Origin of the sequence: Streptomyces sp. NPDC015032 (genome assembly GCF_043080425.1) — a bacterium.
Classification (GTDB): Bacteria; Actinomycetota; Actinomycetes; order Streptomycetales; family Streptomycetaceae; genus Streptomyces.
On sequence record NZ_JBIBVN010000049.1, the window covers coordinates 1 to 16,519 of the forward strand.

Genomic DNA, 16,519 nt, shown 5'->3' on the forward strand with positions numbered 1-16,519 from the left:
TCAGGCGAGTACTTCGATGTCCCCAACGGGAACTCCCGTCCTATGGATCTTCACGATCCAATGATCAGGGTGTCCACGATCAAGGGGAAACGCCCGGGGGACCTGAATGAGCGGCAGTGGGTCTATCTGGGTGAGACCCTGCGGGATGACCAGATGACCGGCCGAGATTTGGATGCGCTGGCAGAACTAGGTGAGCATTACACCGGCCAGGCAGTGGCGGAAGCTGCCGTTCGCGCACCCGCTGAAGTGGTCGGCCGCACGCGTCCCTTGCTCGCAAGATGAGCTGCAGCTTGGGCGCGGTTCGCCTTGAGCGGACGCCTCGCGGAGATCACACCCGTCTGCATCGGCGTCGAACCCGACCGCTCGGCTCCATGTCCGCAGCGCCTCGACGGCTCCGCCCCTATGGTTCCCCTCGAGAGCCGAAGAGTGAGGGACCTAGCGCTCCTCGTGCCCTGCGGTAGGCAACCCTCCGTCGCGACTGCGAGCAGTCTGGCTAGTGACAAGACAACGGCTGCGGAGGATGTGGACGGTATGCAGGAGCCATGTGGCATTCCGGCAGAGGTGCAGCGATTACAAGGCCATGCTGAGCGCGCCTTCGTCGAGGTACAGCGAACAGACACGAAAGCAACGGCGTTGTGCGGAATAGCCGGTGGGTTGCTGGCTGCATGTGTGGCTGTGCTGTCAGGCGCAGATGACATGCCCTTGATCGGGTCCTTCTCCCTAGTACTGACGTGCCTATTGCTGATGGTCGCCATAGGAGCTGCGTTGCTCGCCCTGCGGCCTGCAATGCCAAGATCGGGACTACATGCAGTGCTGGTACGGGAGGCGGCCGTGCACCGCGGGGTTGGTGTGAGCGCGGCCGCGCACGGGGAGCTTGAACGGCAGGTCGAGGCCCACCGTCTGTGGGTGCTCGCCTGGCTGGCAGACAGAAAACTCCGAGCGGTCCGTCTGGCTGTCGATTTTGCGCTAGCAGCCCTACTGGTGGCTGGAATCTGCCTATTGAGCTGCTTTCTGGTCAGTTGAGACGATCACCTAAGTGTGTTGGGGCCACGCAGCAGGGGGACGTGTGTATCAGCCGCATGCCACGGTGATCGGTGACAAGTTCTGGGCACATCTGAAGGCGCTGGCACCGCAGCGCATCCGGCCCGCTCGAAGTGTGCTGCTGCGTCAGGGAGATCCAGCAACACACGTCATCGTGCTGGCATCCGGATCAGCGTTGATCACCCTCGCCGGGGACTGCGGAGAAAGGGCGCTCCTCGCCGTTCGCGGCGCCGGCGAGTTGCTCGGAGAGCTGGCCGTTCTGGATTCTCAGCCGCGCACTGCCACGGTCATCGCTGCTGAGCCCTGTCATATCCACATCATTCCGGCCACCGCCTTTCTCACCTTCGTGGACGAGCATGGCCTGCTCACCCCACTACTGCGCCATGCCATTGCCCGAGTCAGGGAGTCGGAGGCCGTGCGGCTTGAACTGGCCACCGCGTCCGTGCCACTACGCCTGGCATCGGCCCTGTGCCGACTGGTCGAAGCCGCATCCACTTCGCCCTCGGAGCTCACCGTGCGTCTGACACAGACAGAGCTGTCTCAGATGATCGGCGCTTCCCGCAATGCGGTGGTCAACGCGCTCAAGCCCTGGCGCGAGGAGGACTGGGTCCGCACCACCTCCGGTGGCGGGCTCCTTGTTCGCGACATCCATGCGATTCAGTCGCACGCACGTACGCAGACGTGACAGGTCGCACTTACGGCATGCCCACTACTGGGCAGCGGCGGGCGCGCCCCCCGATCAACATGGGCACTCTCCTGACCGCCTGCGCTGAAAGGACGGTGCCCGATGGATGCGCCGCTGTACTCAGAACCCTTGGCTATGCCCGCTGAACTCGCCCTCGTGGCGATCGACATGGAGGAGTACAGCCAGATCCCCGAGGCAAAGATGGCCCCCGCGCGGTGCGACGTGGACGACATCGTGGCAACCGTGCTCGCCGAATGTCAGCTGCCCGATCCGCAAGAACTTCCTGGTGGCTACAAGGACAGCGGCGACGGGGCGATCCTGCTTTTCCCGCCCTCGGTACTGGCCCGGCTCGTGGATCCGCTGCTGGGCCGGCTCAATGCGGCGCTGGTGCGCTACGAGCAGCAGCGGCTGGCCAGCAGTCCCGTCCTGCGACTGCGAGCCAGCGTGCACGTCGGCCCCCTGTCCCTGCCCGACCACCGCGGTAACGCCATCAACGACACCAACCGACTGCTCAACAGCCAGGCAACTCGCCAAGCGCTGTTCGCCGCGAAGGACAGCGGTGCATTCCTCGCGGCCGCGCTCTCCGAGACCGTCTGCCAGCGCACCGTCCACGCAGGCCGCACGCCGGATCTGGGCCCACACCACTTCCTTGAGGCGGTTGCCCGCGTCAGCGACAAGCCCGGCTTCGAGCAGCCGTGCCGGGTCCACGTGCCGGGCATGACCGGACGGGCCGTACGCCCCTACCTCACCGACGCCGCATCGCCGGCTACTGCTCCCTCCTCTACCGCACAGCCGAGCGATGCGTTGGCGCCACCGGTTGCCAGCAGCAGCGGCGGCACGTTCCAGTTCCACGGTCAGGTCAACGACCCCACGATCGCCAACGTCATCGAAACCCTGCGGATTGACCGCCGCCAGCGGTGAGGCGTCCGTCCGCCCGCCCTGCCGTTATTCCCAGAGTCACCCTGGAGTTCCCGCATGTCTGACGTACCCTTCGACGCCACCCGCTCCAACACCACCCCGCCGACCAGCGAGGCCGGCGAGAACCAGTCCAACGGCTCCGGCAGCTGGCTGCAGCGATGGCGTCCTGGCGCTGGCGCTCCCGATCGGCCGGACGCGAACCTTGACGACCCATCCCCCTCCCCCGCTCCCCCGTCGCCGGATCCTGTCCCACCCACGCCGCGCGTGCACGAAACCAACGGTGCAGCGACGAACGTGTACGGGGGAGCCGACGTCGTCGCCAACGTCATCGAACAGCTGATCCTGGAAACCCGAAAGCGGGACTTACTGGAGGGTGTCAAACAAAGCCGCGAGCGGCTGCTCGACCAGCCGTTCGCTCGCAGCACTCACTGGGAAACGGTCTGGGAGCAGATCATCGATCCTGCTACCAGCCGCCCTTACCAACCCGTGATCATCATTGTCGCGCCCCGCTCATACGGCTCCACAACACTCGCTCTGAGACTGCTGGCCGAGCACACTACTGACACCACCACCGTGGTCAAGCTGGATGCGGACTGGAAGACCCCTAGCAAGGGCCGTCTGCCGCTTGAGAAGGCGCACGCCTACCAGCTTGACCTCAAGCACCCGGAGAACGATCAGGTATCGACCGACTTCCTCAACGCGTTGTCGGAACACGCCACCCACCTCCGGGGCTGCCGTTCCTATCTGGCGCTGACCGTGGCACAGGACCTGTGGAAGGATCACCGCCTCAGTGATCGTGACGGCATCCAAGTGGTTCGTCTGCGCGAGGCGCCCGATGCCCAGGACGTGGTCGAGACGCATCTGGACGCCCACGGCTACGGCCAGCTGGTCACATCGCTGCGTTCCCTACCCAAGGCCACCGCTTCCTTGCGCGGACTGACCGCGGTGGCCGCCGTGCGAGCCGCGCACGCCGTGGCGATGACTTGGAAGGAACACACTCACACCAGCTCCCAGCAGTCGCTCGTACAGACCGACGGCGAGGGCGAAACCCAGAGCACGCTTGAGGAACGCATTATCGCGGCGCTGACCGATTGGCGCGGTGAACTCGACGTGCGGTTCGGCGAGATGAACAGCCTGCACGCCCACGAGAACCCCTCACTCACTGTGCAGGACCGCTGTCTGCTGCTGGCCCTGGCCGTGCAGCAGTCCGCGCCCATGCCCGTCGTCGCGCGCAGTGCAGCCGCTCTGCTGGAAGCCATCGGAGACACCCCTAAAGCTCCAAGCCCAGCACCAGGATTCTCACCGACCCTCAGTGCACTGGCCGGACGGGGCATGCGCCGGCGTATCCAGGATGTCGGGGGCCGAGTCGACATGCAGGACACAGTGGTCTTCGACCGGCCCGCCTACGGACGCGCGGTACTGGAGTACGTCTGGGACAACTATGACGTCATGCGCAAGCCCTTGCTGACCTGGCTCGTCGCAACAGCCCAAAACGCCGACCCGGAAGACCACGCAGTGGCCGCGCTGGCCGAACTCACCGTGCGGCACGGAACGGTGGGCTACCTCACGACACTGGGCGAACTCGTCGGCAGCAGTCAGCCAAAGGTGCTCGGTGCGGTGATGGAAAGCGCCGTGCGCAACGAACACGTCGGACGCCTGGCATGGGAGGCACTCTATGGGTGGGCTGAGCAGAAAAGTTACGCGCCCACCGTGATTGCACTGTGCCGACGCATCCTGGATGACTCCTCCGTCGCCGCATCTCTGGCCAAGCGGGCAATGGTGCGCCTGCGCCGCGTCGCGCACAAGAACACCGACGACACCGTAGTCAGTCAAGTCCTGGATGCCTTCGACGCTCTGGTCCAACACCCCACAGTGGCCCAGCGGCTGGCCGGCGAGGTCCACGGCTGGCAACAGGGCAAGGTCTCTGCACGCAGCGGCGCACTGGCCTTCCTCGCATTGATGACCGTCCGCCGCGACGGCACGCCGTGGCTCGTGTGCTCCCCTCCCACGGACATCGACGTACAGCGAGCCGTCCACGACCTGTTGTCCTCTTCGGACACCGCCCCTGAAGTCATCTCGCGTCTGACGGACTGGATCCGTTCTTGTGCCGGCGATCCCAGCGCCTACACACAGTTGCGTGAAAAGCTCCTGCCGGCGCTGCGCGGCCACAACATGTTCGAGGCTGGCATGAAACTCATGAACGAGCTGCGTGGCATCTCCACCGCTGAGGGCGTCAGCGTGGCTGACGACTTCTACAACCACCTCGTCGACAGCCGTCTGCACACGGTCTTCCCGCTTGAAGAGAACCTCGTATGAGGTGGCCATGGCGCCGCGCAGTCCGCACGAGTACGTCTATCCAGCCGCGTCTTCTGCCCAGTGCCACCGAGGGCATCGCGTTCGAGGCCGTGTTCACGATCACCTGGCGCCCGCTCTGGCGTGTGCCTCCCAACGTGGAAGAGGCCGTACGCACAGCTGTGCATGCCACGGCCACCGAGGGAGCGGCGGGTCTGGGAGCCTCGGACGTGCCCGCCGCACAGGACGCCGTCAACGCCGCCCTCGGCTGCCTGCCTCGTCGTGCCTCGAACTACTGCCTGCTGAACGTCTCCGCGGCTCTCGGTCTGCCCAGCGCAGCACAGGAGCTACTGGCACAGCAAGCGGCCGACGAACAACGCATCCGCCGCCTGCGCTTCTTGAAGGAGAACCTCTACGATCACCCCGACCTCGTCGTCCTGGATCAACTTGAGCACCATGCCCCCGACGCTCTGGGCAATGAACACGTTGCCGAACTCCAGCGCCTTGCTCGCCTGATCTGCTCCTGCGACCGCTGGTGGTTCCCGCTCCTGCAGCAATGGGAACAGGTCGGCCAAGGGTTCACGGACATCGAGCAGCGACAGCAAGCCATGCTCGTGCTGTCCGACTCCCTCAAGGCTCTCAACGGCGGCAGCCTGCCCAGCAGCATCGCGCGGGTGGACATGCATGGGTCCGAGGGGGCGCTGCGAAGGGCGCATCCATGAAGCTCGTCCTGTGGCGAATACTGCTGGCCCCTCTGGCCAGCTTCCGAGCCCTGCTCATTCAACGGCGCAGTGCAACCCCTCTGTCGTATGACGCTGCCTGGCGCCGGGCACGCTTGCACCGTTGTCCCGACGAAATGGTCTATCGGCTCCACGGCCACCAAGCCGCCACCACCCCCGACCAGGCATCCAGTGCTCGGTCACCCTTCGCCCCGCCCAGGAAGGACGAGCCGACCGACCGACGCCCATGACCTGAGCCTTCCGCAAACACACAGACGCCTTGGCCCTGTCCATGAGGACAGGGCCAAGGGACGTTTCTGGGCGCGGAACCGGGTGGTGCTCGACGCCGATGTCTCCCACCCGGCCCGGAAGGTCGCCGAGCGCGGCGCGGTCCACTTCCGCAATGACCTGCACACCTCGGTGCGCTGGGACGACGAAACGCTACGGCTGCTCCGTCGGCCCAAGGAGCTCACCCCGAGGGCAGCAGGCCAAGGGGCCCTGACCCCGGGGTTTGGACACCGGAGAGACTTGGATCTTGATGGTCCAGGAGAACGGAGTCCCTGTGGGGATGAAGCACTACCCCGCCGAGTTCAAGGCGGACGCTGTTGCGTTGTACCAGTCCCGTCCGGGAGCGACGATCAAGTCGGTCGCTGCGGACCTCGGGGTGAACACCGAGACGCTGCGCAACTGGATCCGGGCCGCCGACGGACGTCGCCCCGGTGCCCACTCCGCACCCGCGGTGGCGCCGCAGCCTGACAGTGACACGGTTCAGGCGGAGCTGGCCGCCGCACGGAAGAGGATCTGGGAGCTCGAGGAGGAGCGGGACATTCTCCGCAAGGCGGCTCGGTATTTCGCAGGGGAGACGCGCTGGTGAACCGCTGCCAGTTCGTTGACGATCACCAGCGCCGGTTCGGCGTGAAGCGGTTGTCCTCGATCCTGGGGATCGCGCGCTCGAGTTTCTACTACTGGCGCCGCACCGCCCCGGACCGGGCGGCCCGCCAGGCCGCCGACGACCGCCTTGCGGCCCGGATACGCACGGTCCACCGAGACTCCGACGGCACCTACGGCGCCCCGAGGATCACCGCCGAGCTCCGCGACGAGGGCGGCCAGGTGGTCAACCACAAGCGCGTCGCGAGAATCACGCGGACCATCGGCCTCGAAGGGGTCCGCCTGAGGCGCCGTCATCGCACCACCATCTCCGACCCGGTCGCAGTGAAGGCGCCGGACCTGATCGGCCGCAACTTCACCGCGACCGAAGTGAACACGAAGTACGTCGGCGACATCACCTACCTGAGCGTCGGCGGCGGAAAGTTCTGCTGTCTCGCGACCGTCATCGATCTGTGTTCACGACGTCTGGCCGGGTGGACGATCGCCGACCACATGCGTTCCGAACTCGTCACTGACGCCCTCGCCGCCGCGATCCGGACCCGCGGCAGCCTTGCCGGAGCCGTGATGCACACCGATCACGGAGCCCAGTACACGAGTCGGGCCTTCGCCGACGCCTGCCGCCTCGCCGGTGTCCGTCAGAGCATGAGCGCGATCGGCAGCAGCGCGGACAACGCCGCTGCGGAATCGTTCCACGCAACCTTCAAAAGAGAGACGCTGAAAGGACGAAAGGGCTGGTCAAACGAGCGCGAAGCCCGACTCGACGCCTTCCGCTGGCTCCATCGATACAACACCCGACGCCGACACTCCCGCCTCGGCCAGCGATCCCCGCTCGCCTACGAGGACGCCTTCCACACAACATCAACTACCCTGACCCGAGCCGCATAGACGTGTTCAAACTTCGGGGTCAAGGCCCGCGCCCAACCGCCCCTCGGCGCCAGTCACGGAAAGCTCGCCGGCCACCATTCCGGCCACCCGGGAGCCCTCCGAGCCGCCCCCTCTTGAGTGAGGCCCCACGGGGCCCGAAGCGCCGGAAACCACACATGCCTGGGTGACGGTCACTGACCGTTACCCAGGCATGCTCTGTTCTCGGAGACAGACGTGGCTGTGGCGTGATCGTCACGGCACCACCGCCTCACCAAGCCGACCGCAGGGCCCGAAGGCCCCATGAACGACGAATTACCGGTGATCCCTAAGGATTCAACCGGTAACTCGTGAATGAGAACGGGACGATCTCGTGAACATCCCACTGGTGTCCGAGGGGGGACTTGAACCCCCACGCCCGATAAAGGGCACTAGCACCTCAAGCTAGCGCGTCTGCCATTCCGCCACCCGGACCAGGTGGTCGGCCCCGGTTTCCCGCGGCGACATGGAAAACAATACCAGGGGTTCGGGGTGCCTCTCACCTGCGTTTCCGGTGGTCAGTGCGGTGCGGCGGCCAGTCTCGGCCCGGTCCGGCGCACCGTACCCGGACGTGCGCACGATCCGTGCCGCCGCCTGTACGCACCGTGCCCGAATCCGTGGCCGGTCGGACGGGAGGCCGTCCGGCCGGGCTTCGCGGGATACGAACGACCGCGGCTCTCCCCGCCCGCAGCGGGGAGAGCCGTCGTACATGGGCCGGTCAGCAGCCCTTGCGGCGCAGTGTGTGGAGGTGGGCGGCCGAGCGACGGGCCGTGGTGAAGGAGTCGATGATCGGCTGGTCGTGCTCGACCTGCCAGTGGTGGTCGCGGCGTCCGCCGTGGGTCCTCGTGACGGCGTCGAGGAATTTCTGGTAGTCGATGTCGCCGTCCCCGACGTCCACCATGCGGTAGCCGTCGCGGGCCGCGGCGTCGTGCTCGCCGTCCTTGACGTGGAAGAGCGGGTAGCGATCGGGCTGCTTCAGTACGTAGTGCAGCGGGTCGAACGTGTCGGGCGTACCGTCCGCCCGCTTGCCGAACCGGAACTGGCCCACGTACGCCCAGTAGATGTCCATCTCCAGGAAGACCAGGCCGGGGTCGGTCTCGGCGAGCAGCACGTCGTAGAGGCGGACGTCCGGCCGGTCGGTGGCGAAGGAGAACTCATCGGCGTGGTTGTGCTGGTAGAACTTCATGCCGCGTTCCCTGGCCGCGGCGCCGTAGGTGTTGAAGTCCGCGGCGGCGCGCTTCCAGGCGTCGACGGTCGACCCGTAGCGGAACGGTCCGGAGGCGGTGCCTATGTGCTTGAGGCCGAGGGCCTGGGCGTCGTCGAGGACCTTGGTGAGATTCTGCGCGAAGGTGTAGGCGTTCGCGTTGTTGTTGTCGTAGTAGCCGACGTGGCTGCCGATGCCCTTGAGCCCGTGGTCACGGGTGAGCTGCCCCAGCTGGGCGAGGGTGAGGGCACCGGCCGAGCCCTGGGTGTAGCCGGCGTACTCGACCTCGTCGTAGCCGTACGCCTCCAGTTCGGCGAAGACCTTGTCGAAACCGAGTGTCGATACCTTGTCGCGGAGGGTGTAGAGCTGGATTCCCAGGCGGCCCGGCGGCAGCAGCGGGCCGCCGTGGGGCTTGCTCAGGGCGGTGGCGGTCGGGGCGGCGGCGCCGAGAAGCGCGGCGGCCGTGGCTCCGGCGGCGACGCCGAGCATGGAGCGCCGGCTGAGTTTGTGGGCGAGTTCGGCGTCGACGGGGGTGCGGCGGCTCATGGTGGAACTCCTTCTGGGGGTGCGACGTTTGTCAGTGCAGTCCGGCAAGCCCGAGGAGCAGGGACTTCACTTCGGTGGCCCGGACGGGGCCGGTGAACGCGTGGGGGGTGGAGCACAGGATGAGCGGACCTTCTTCGTCGCTCGGGGGAAGGCGGCCGTGGCTGCCGCGAACAGGTGACGGGTCCAGCGGTACGACCGCCATGCGATAGCGCATGCCGAGTTTCTTGCGGGCGACCGCCGTGGCCGCCTTGACCCGGACGTACGGGTCCTGGGGGTCCAGGAAGAGTTCGACGGGGTCGTAGCCGGGTTTGCGGTGGATCTCGACGAGCTGCGCGAAGTCGGGCGCGTGGGCGTCGTCGAGCCAGTAGTAGTACGTGAACCAGGAGTCCGGTTCCGCGACGGCGACCAGCTCGCCGGAGCGGGGGTGGTCCAGGCCGTGGGCCTTCTTGCCCTCGTCGTCGAGGAGCTGCTCGATGCCAGGGAGGTTCTGTAGGGCCGCGCGGGTCGCTTCGAGATCCTCGGGGCGGCGTACGTAGACGTGGGCGAGCTGGTGGTCGGCGACGGCGAAGGCACGGGAGGCCATCGGGTCGAGGTATTCCATGCCGTCCTGGGTGTGGACCTCCAGGAGGCCCGCGCGGCGCAGGGCCCGGTTGATGTCGACGGGCCGGTCGACGCGGGTGATGCCGTATTCCGAGAGGGCGACGACGGTGCGGCCCTCGTGCCGGGCGTCGTCCAGGAGGGGGGCCATGGCCCGGTCGAGATCGGCCGCGGCCCGGTGGGAGCGGGGGTCGTCGGGGCCGTAGCGCTGCAGGTCGTAGTCGAGGTGCGGGAGGTAGCACAGGGCCAGGTCGGGGTGGCGGGTGCCGAGGATGTGCCGGGTCGCGTCGATGATCCACCGGGAGGAGACGAGGTCGGCGCCGGGGCCCCAGAAGTGGAAGAGGGGGAAGGTGCCGAGTTTCTCGGTGAGTTCGTCGTGCAGGGCGGGTGGCCGGGTGTAGCAGTCGGGTTCCTTGCGGCCGTCGGCGTAGTAGACGGGGCGCGGGGTGACGGTGATGTCGGTGTCGGCGCCCATCGCGTACCACCAGCAGATGTTGGCGACGGTGTAGCCGGGGTGGGCGCGGCGGGCGGCGTCCCAGAGTTTGTCTCCGGCGACCAGTCCGTTGTGCTGGCGCCAGAGCAGGATGTCGCCGAGCTCACGGAAGTACCAGCCGTTGGCGACGATGCCGTGCTCGGCGGGGGTGGTGCCGGTGAGGAAGGTGGACTGGGCGGCGCAGGTGACGGCGGGGAGCACGGTGCCGAGGGGGGCGTGGGTGCCGGACTTCCCCAGGGCCTTGAGGTGGGGCATGTGGTCGAGGAGTCGCGGGGTCAGGCCGACGACGTCGATGACGAGGAGCGGGGTGGGTGCCGTGGGCCCGGTGGGCTGCTCGGCTGCGGTCACGGGAGCTCCTTGAGGCCGAGGTCGACCAGGAGGTCGCGGGCGAGGGTCAGTTCGGCGGCGATGCCGTCGGCGAGCTGGGTGCGGGTACGCGGGCGCAGTGCGGCCGGCAGTGCCTGCCAGGTGTACGTCTCGACCTCCAGGTGCCTGGTGAGGGGCCTCGCACTGCCCACCAGCCGGGTCAGCGCGGACCGGAGTTCGGGAAGGGTCGAGGTGAGCGGTGGGGCCGGGGGTGTGTGGAGGGGCACGTGGAAGTGGGCGCGCCACGGGGCGCCGTCGGGCAGGGCCCGGCCGGTGACCGCCTCGTCGAGGTCGTCGGTGCCGCGCAGCCCGGCGGCGGTGCGGGTGCGGGTCTGGTGGAGGAAGCGGGGCTCGGCGAAGGCGGCGAGTGCGGCGCGTACTTCGGGGAGGTGGGGGTGTTCGGCATGCAGTGCGGCGGAGAGCTGGGCCTTGGCGACCGGGATGCCCGCTGCGTCGAGCGCGTCGACGGCGGTGCCGGGGTCTTCGAAGGAGGTGGCCAGGTGGCAGGTGTCGATGCAGATGCCGATGCGGGGGTGTCCGACGGCCGTGAGCGGTCCGATGGCATCGGCGGTGGTCTCGATCGTGCAGCCGGGCTCGGGTTCGAGGCCGATGCGGATGGACTTTCCGGTGAGCTCGGCCAGCGCGTCGAGGCGCTCCGCGAGGCTGGTGAGCGCGGTGTGTGCGGCTCCGGCGGCTTCGGCGTCGGAGTCGAAGGGGGTGCGCCAGGCGATCGGGAGAGTGGAGATGGTTCCATCGGTGACGTCGTCGGGGAGCAGGCCGGCCAGGAGCCGGGCGAGGTCCGTGGTGTGGGCGAGCCGTTCGGGGTCCGTCCAGTCCGGCTTGTACACCCGGTACTTGACCTCGTCGGCGCCGAACCCCTCGTACGGGAAGCCGTTGAGGGTGACGACCTCCAGACCACGGCGGTCCAGTTCGGCACGGAGGGACCGCAGTTGGGACGGGTCGTTGATCAGGCTGCGGGCGGCGTCCCCGGCCAGCCAGAGGCCGATTCCGAGGCGGTCGCGGCCGAGCCGTCTGCGGACCGGTTCGCAGTGGTCGCGGAGTTGGGCGCGGACCCCGTCGAGCGTCTCGGCCGGGTGGACGTTGGTGCAGTACGAGAGGTGGACGGTGGAGCCGTCGGGATGGCGGAAGCGCATCGCCTCACTCCCCACCGCGCAGGATGGAGTTGCCCTCGTGGAGTGGTTCCGGCGCGGCGACGCCGAGCTGGAGGCGGCCGCTCTGTCCGTAGAAGGCGACGGGGTTGCGCCAGAGCACCAGGTCGATCTCGTTGTTGCTGAACCCGGCGGCGAGCATCGCGTCCCCCACCTTGCGGGTCTTGAGCGGGTCGCTTCTGCCCCAGTCCGCGGCCGAGTTGACCAGGATCCTCTCGGGGCCGTAGAACCTGAGGATCGCGATCATGCGGTTCTCGTCCATCTTGGTGTCGGGGTAGATGGAGAAGCCTGCCCAGCAGCCGCTGTTCAGGGCGTGGCTCACGGTCGTCTCATTGAGGTGGTCGAGCAGGACCCGCTCCGGCGGGAGGTGGGATTCGCGGATGACATCGAGGGTGCGGTGCAGACCGGCGAGCTTGTCGCGGTGCGGGGTGTGCACGAGGGCCGGCAGGCCGTGGTCGGCGGCGAGCTGGAGCTGGGCGGCCAGAGCGGTGTCCTCGGCCGGGGTCATGGAGTCGTAGCCGATCTCGCCGACGGCGACGACGGAGTCCTTGACGAGATAGCGGGGCAGGGCGTCCAGGACGGGGGTGCAGCGGGGGTCGTTCGCCTCTTTGGGGTTGAGGGCGAGCGTGCAGTGGTGGGCGATGCCGTACTGGGCGGCGCGGAAGGGTTCCCAGCCGAGCAGGGCGTCGAAGTAGTCGAAGAAGCTGGTGGGCGAGGTGCGGGGCTGGCCGAGCCAGAAGGAGGGTTCCACGAGGGCGCGGACGCCCGCGTCGTACATCGCCTGGTAGTCGTCCGTGGTGCGGGAGGTCATGTGGATATGGGGGTCGAAGATGCGCATCAGGACTCCTCCGTGGGGGCGGCAGGGCCGGGGGTGGTGAGGGCGAGGACGCGGGTGAGATCGGCGGGGACGCCGCGGCCCGCGGCGATGCGTTCGGCCGCGAAGTCGCCGAGCATGCGGGCGAGTTCGGCGTCGCCGCGCGAGCGCCGTGCCAGCCGGCCGACCGCCTCGACGGGGACCCCGGTGAAGAGGCATTTGAGAACGGCGTGGCGCCAGTTGTGCGCATCGAGATGGGCGGCCGCGTACGGGCCGACGGCTGCCGCGATCAGCCGTGTGTCGTTGGTGCGCAGCGCGTCCTCGACGAGCGGGAGGGCGGTGGGGCCGACGTCCAGCCGGTGCAGGGTGAGCAGGACGGCGCGTCGTTCGGCGGCGGTTCCCTGCTCGTAGAGCCGGGTCAGGGCGGGCAGTGCGGCCCGGGCCTCGATGAGCAGCAGGGCGCGTACGGAGTCGGCGTGTTCGAGTCCGCAGTGCCGGCCGGCGGCGGCGTACCGAAGCTCCCACGGCGGCACGGCGTACGGGCTGCCGGGCCGCTGCTCGGTGTCCTCGTGGGCGGCGGCGTGTTCGGCTTCGGCCAGGGCCTCGTCGAGCCAGGCGCGCGCGGCTCCGCCGAGCCTGGCGTCGAGTTCCTTGCGGGTCAGCAGCGGGGCGTTCGTCGGGGTCATCGGCATGGTGTCGTTGCTCCCTTCGCGGTTTCAGTGGCTCGACGGGCTGTGCTTGCGGAGGAACTCGACGCAGGTGCGGGCGAGTTCGGGGCCGGCGTGGGAGTGACGGGGCAGCTCGACCACGGTGAGACCTCGGTAGCCGGTGTCCGAGAGGGCGTCGAGCGCTTCGAGTACGGGCGGGAAGTCGATCTCGCCGTCACCGAACGGGAGGTGTTCGTGGACGCCCCGGCGCATGTCCTCGATCTGGACGTGTCGCAGCCAGGGAGCGGCGTCGCGCACGCAGTCGGCGGGCGGGGCGGGCTCCAGGCACTGGCAGTGGCCGATGTCGAGGGTGAGTCCGAGCGGTGGTGGATCGCCGCTGAGGACGCGCAGGCGGTGGAAGCCCGCGAGGTCGGCGAGGAGGTGGCCGGGCTCGGGTTCGATGGCCAGGGGGATGCCGGCGCGGTCGGCGGCGTCCAGGACGGGGGCGAGGGAGCCGGTGAGCCGTTGCCAGGCGGTGTCGGGGGTGGTGTCCGGTGGGGCGATGCCGCTGAAGCAGTGCACGGCGTGGGCGCCGAGGTCGGCGGCGATGGCGACGGCCCGGACGAGCAGCCGGGTGCGGGCGGCGCGGGCCTCGGGGTCCGGGTCCAGGAGGGACGGGCCGTGCTTGCGGCGGGGGTCGAGGATGTAGCGGGCGCCGGTTTCGACGGTGACGTCGAGGCCCAGCTCCCGGAGCCTGGACGCGACCCGGCGGGTGCGGGCGTGGAGATCCGGGGCGAGCGGGTCCAGGTGCATGTGGTCGAGAGTCAGGCCGACGCCGTCGTAACCGAGGTCGGCGAGGAGCCCGAGGGCGTCGTCCAGGCGGAGGTCGGTGAGTCCGTTGGTGCCGTAGCCGAGGCGGATCGTCATGTGGGGCTCACCTTCCGGGCGAGAGTGCGGGCGAGCGGGACGAGCCCCATGACGGCGAGCCCGGATCCGGCGGCTCCGGCGCGGGTGGCCAGGGCGGCCTGGAGCGGGATCATCGCCCTGATGCCGCCGCCGACCGCGCGCTGGGTGAGCGGCGGGGACGGGTTCAGGGCGGCGTGGAGGAGGGGCCCGGCGGCGGTACGGACGTAGGTGCCGGTGAGCGCGGCGCGCAGGAGGCGGGTGGTGGTGGAGGTCGGGGTTGTCCGGGTGGGGTGCGGGCGGAGCACCTCTGCCGTCCTGGCGCGATCCGTGGCCGGCGTCGCGCCCGTTCCCGGGTCCGCCGTCGCGCCCCCGGGGCCGCGGCCGCGCCGCTCGCGCAGGGTCGCGGCGCCCAGCGCGGTGATGGCCGCGAGCGCGGCGAGCGGGGCGGTGGTGGATCCGCCCTGCGCCTCGTGCCGGGAGACGGCGGTCACGGCGTAGGTGTGCGCGCCGACCAGACCGGCGGCCGGAAGGGCCCCGCGTACGCGGCCGCGCACGGCCTCGGCGGCGCCCGGACCAGGGCCCGGGGCCGAAGCGGTATCCGGCCCGGGGGACGAAGCCGGACCCCGGTGCGTCGTCCGTTTCGCGGCCCCCGTGGCAGCGGCGCCGAGGAGCAGGTCCAGTCCTCGTGCCGCCGCCATCGCCGCGGGCCCCGCCGGGGTGTGTTTGAGGCGGAGGTCGTACGCCCAGACCGTCGCCGCCAGCCCCGTGGCGACCGCGAGGGCGGGGCGGCCCGCCCGGGCGGCGAGGCCCAGGCCGGCGGCCGTCAGCGCGCCCGCCGCCGCGAGGGCGGCGCCGGGCGCGATCCGTCCCGAGGGGATCGGCCGGTGCGGGCGGTCGACGGCGTCCTCGTCGCGGTCGGCCCAGTCGTTGAGCGCCATGCCCGCCTCGTACAGGCAGAGCGAGGCACCGGCGGCGAGCACGGTGCCCCGGTCGGGGCGCCGGCCCGTCGCCGCCGCTCCGGCGAACGCGTCGCCGGGGACGGTGAACAGCGCCGACACCCGCAGCAGTTCCGCCCAGGCCCGTAGCGTCACTTCTCCCCCCGCAGCCGGTCGGCGAAGGCCAGCAGTTCCCCGTACTGCTCGAAGAGCGCGGCCGGACCACCGTCCGGGTCCTTGAAGTAGAACCCGAGCTGGGGCAGGGGGCCGGTCAGTCCCTTCTCGTGAGCGCGGGCGACCAGCCTCGCCAGGTCCAGGACCAGGGGTGCCGCCAGCGCGGAGTCGCAGCCCTGCCACGTCGTCTGGAGCACCATGCGGGCCCCGAGGAATCCGTCGAAGGCGATGTGGTCCCAGGCCGTCTTCCAGTCGCCGAGGGCCGGCACGTCGTCGATGTGGACCTCGCCCTCGGGCGCCGTTCCCAGCGTGTCGGCGAGGACGCGCTCCTTGCCCGCGTTCTTGGCCGCGGCCGCATCCGGGTCGGCCAGCGCCGCTCCGTCCCCGCCGCCCAGCAGGTTGGTGCCCGACCAGGCCCGCACGGGCAGGGCGCGTTGCACGAACATCGGGGCGAGTACGGAGCGGAGCAGTGTCTGGCCGGTCTTGCCGTCGCGGCCCGCGTGAGGAAGTCCGCAGCCCGCGACGGTGTCCTGGAGGGCGGGGGTGCGCAGCCCGGTGGAGGGGGTGAAGTTGATGTACGGGCAGCCGGCCCGCAGGGCTGCCGCGGCATAGAGCGAGCTTGCGGGCAGCCGCCGTTCGCCGGGTGCCGGAACGGGCTCCGTGGAGGCGACATTGATCACGACGGTCCTGGCCAGGCTGTTGCGTTGCCCGAAGTCGACGAGGTCGTCGGCGAAGGCGGCGATGAGTTCCTCGTCGCCGCGGGTGTCGCCGGGCAGTGGGCCGCCGGGCCGTATCTCCGCGTCGGCGGCGGCGAGTTCGCAGCGCACGGCTGCGGGCAGGCCGTGCGGCAGCACTCCCCCGGCGGCCAGGGCCTCGGCGCGTTTGGGCAGTGGACAGCCGATGGTGTCGTGTCCGCCGAAGACCAGTGAGGTGACGGGGGGCAGCCCGCTGTCGGCGAACGGCGGGGTCTCGGTGACCATGCCTGCCGCCGGGTGGAGCCCCGCCGCGACCGCCGCGCACCCCGCCGTGGCGGTGGTGGCGACGGAGCCGCGTGCTCCGATGAACCAGACTCCGGTGCGAACGGCGGGTGCTGTCACGGGCTGCCTCCCTGGCTGGGGATCCTGTCTGGGCGGAGCGGGTGGCGCTGTGCGACGGGGGACGGGATCGACGAGTCGGGTTGGTCTCGCGTGGTGACGGGGGGCGGGGAGGACGGGTCTTCCCCGCC

14 protein-coding genes and 1 tRNA gene are annotated in these 16,519 nt (G+C 69.6%); 6 read left to right on the forward strand and 9 right to left on the reverse strand.

Annotated features, from left to right (window positions below):
• The 6 genes from ACF08M_RS36865 to ACF08M_RS36890 form a co-directional block, all read left to right on the forward strand.
• The coding region (locus ACF08M_RS36865) for a hypothetical protein (protein ID WP_392189663.1) at positions 1 to 282 on the forward strand (282 nt) is incomplete at its 5' end.
• Positions 283 to 1,066: 784 nt separating this feature from the next.
• A complete protein-coding gene (locus tag ACF08M_RS36870; protein ID WP_392189664.1) occupies positions 1,067 to 1,726 on the forward strand; it encodes a Crp/Fnr family transcriptional regulator in 660 nt (219 codons plus the stop codon).
• A gap of 102 nt (positions 1,727 to 1,828) precedes the next feature.
• The gene (locus tag ACF08M_RS36875; protein WP_392189665.1) at positions 1,829 to 2,647 is read left to right on the forward strand and encodes a hypothetical protein; all 819 of its coding nucleotides are present in this window, start codon (positions 1,829 to 1,831) and stop codon (positions 2,645 to 2,647) included.
• Positions 2,648 to 2,701: 54 nt separating this feature from the next.
• Positions 2,702 to 4,960 carry a hypothetical protein gene (locus tag ACF08M_RS36880; RefSeq protein WP_392189666.1) on the forward strand — a complete coding sequence of 753 codons (2,259 nt, stop codon included), beginning with the start codon at positions 2,702 to 2,704 and terminating at the stop codon, positions 4,958 to 4,960.
• Positions 4,957 to 5,658, forward strand: a complete 702-nt coding sequence (locus tag ACF08M_RS36885) for a hypothetical protein (protein WP_392189667.1) — start codon at positions 4,957 to 4,959, stop codon at positions 5,656 to 5,658. Before ACF08M_RS36880 ends, ACF08M_RS36885 begins: the two co-directional genes overlap by 4 nt.
• A 559-nt stretch (positions 5,659 to 6,217) precedes the next feature.
• A protein-coding gene (locus ACF08M_RS36890; protein WP_392189668.1) for an IS3 family transposase occupies positions 6,218 to 7,428 on the forward strand; the annotation gives its coding sequence in 2 pieces (ribosomal slippage) (positions 6,218 to 6,509 and positions 6,509 to 7,428; 1,212 coding nt in all).
• Between the two features lie 362 nt (positions 7,429 to 7,790).
• Here ACF08M_RS36890 and ACF08M_RS36895 read toward each other — a convergent pair.
• From ACF08M_RS36895 to ACF08M_RS36935, 9 genes are all read right to left on the reverse strand, one after another.
• Positions 7,791 to 7,878: transfer RNA gene (locus ACF08M_RS36895), tRNA-Leu, on the reverse strand.
• A gap of 283 nt (positions 7,879 to 8,161) precedes the next feature.
• Positions 8,162 to 9,193 carry a sugar phosphate isomerase/epimerase family protein gene (locus tag ACF08M_RS36900; RefSeq protein ID WP_392189669.1) on the reverse strand — a complete coding sequence of 344 codons (1,032 nt, stop codon included), beginning with the start codon at positions 9,191 to 9,193 and terminating at the stop codon, positions 8,162 to 8,164.
• A gap of 31 nt (positions 9,194 to 9,224) precedes the next feature.
• Complete coding sequence (locus ACF08M_RS36905; protein WP_392189670.1) at positions 9,225 to 10,631, reverse strand: alkaline phosphatase family protein; 1,407 nt, start codon at positions 10,629 to 10,631, stop codon at positions 9,225 to 9,227.
• The gene (gene eboE, locus ACF08M_RS36910) at positions 10,628 to 11,803 is read right to left on the reverse strand and encodes a metabolite traffic protein EboE (protein ID WP_392189671.1); all 1,176 of its coding nucleotides are present in this window, start codon (positions 11,801 to 11,803) and stop codon (positions 10,628 to 10,630) included. The genes ACF08M_RS36905 and eboE overlap by 4 nt, the downstream gene beginning before the upstream one ends.
• A gap of 4 nt (positions 11,804 to 11,807) precedes the next feature.
• Positions 11,808 to 12,656, reverse strand: coding sequence for a TatD family hydrolase (locus tag ACF08M_RS36915; protein WP_392189672.1), 849 nt, complete (start codon positions 12,654 to 12,656; stop codon positions 11,808 to 11,810).
• Positions 12,656 to 13,324 (reverse strand): EboA domain-containing protein, encoded by a 669-nt coding sequence (locus tag ACF08M_RS36920; RefSeq protein WP_392189673.1) that lies wholly within the window; start codon positions 13,322 to 13,324, stop codon positions 12,656 to 12,658. The genes ACF08M_RS36915 and ACF08M_RS36920 overlap by 1 nt, the downstream gene beginning before the upstream one ends.
• A 24-nt stretch (positions 13,325 to 13,348) precedes the next feature.
• Positions 13,349 to 14,206, reverse strand: a complete 858-nt coding sequence (locus ACF08M_RS36925; protein ID WP_392189674.1) for a sugar phosphate isomerase/epimerase family protein — start codon at positions 14,204 to 14,206, stop codon at positions 13,349 to 13,351.
• On the reverse strand, positions 14,203 to 15,276 hold the full coding sequence (locus ACF08M_RS36930) for an SCO3242 family prenyltransferase (protein ID WP_392189675.1): 1,074 nt from the start codon (positions 15,274 to 15,276) through the stop codon (positions 14,203 to 14,205). Before ACF08M_RS36930 ends, ACF08M_RS36925 begins: the two co-directional genes overlap by 4 nt.
• The gene (locus tag ACF08M_RS36935; RefSeq protein ID WP_392189676.1) at positions 15,273 to 16,391 is read right to left on the reverse strand and encodes an inositol-3-phosphate synthase; all 1,119 of its coding nucleotides are present in this window, start codon (positions 16,389 to 16,391) and stop codon (positions 15,273 to 15,275) included. Before ACF08M_RS36935 ends, ACF08M_RS36930 begins: the two co-directional genes overlap by 4 nt.
• Between the last annotated feature and the right edge of the window lie 128 nt (positions 16,392 to 16,519).

What these genes read in the sequence shown, in the direction of transcription:
- ACF08M_RS36920 (WP_392189673.1), bottom strand. Translation starts at nt 13,324, where the DNA reads ATGCCGATGACCCCGACGAACGCCCCGCTGCTGACCCGCAAGGAACTC.
- eboE (WP_392189671.1), bottom strand. Translation starts at nt 11,803, where the DNA reads ATGCGCTTCCGCCATCCCGACGGCTCCACCGTCCACCTCTCGTACTGC.
- ACF08M_RS36885 (WP_392189667.1), top strand. Translation starts at nt 4,957, where the DNA reads ATGAGGTGGCCATGGCGCCGCGCAGTCCGCACGAGTACGTCTATCCAG.
- ACF08M_RS36915 (WP_392189672.1), bottom strand. Translation starts at nt 12,656, where the DNA reads ATGCGCATCTTCGACCCCCATATCCACATGACCTCCCGCACCACGGAC.
- ACF08M_RS36900 (WP_392189669.1), bottom strand. Translation starts at nt 9,193, where the DNA reads ATGAGCCGCCGCACCCCCGTCGACGCCGAACTCGCCCACAAACTCAGC.
- ACF08M_RS36875 (WP_392189665.1), top strand. Translation starts at nt 1,829, where the DNA reads ATGGATGCGCCGCTGTACTCAGAACCCTTGGCTATGCCCGCTGAACTC.
- ACF08M_RS36925 (WP_392189674.1), bottom strand. Translation starts at nt 14,206, where the DNA reads ATGACGATCCGCCTCGGCTACGGCACCAACGGACTCACCGACCTCCGC.
- ACF08M_RS36880 (WP_392189666.1), top strand. Translation starts at nt 2,702, where the DNA reads ATGTCTGACGTACCCTTCGACGCCACCCGCTCCAACACCACCCCGCCG.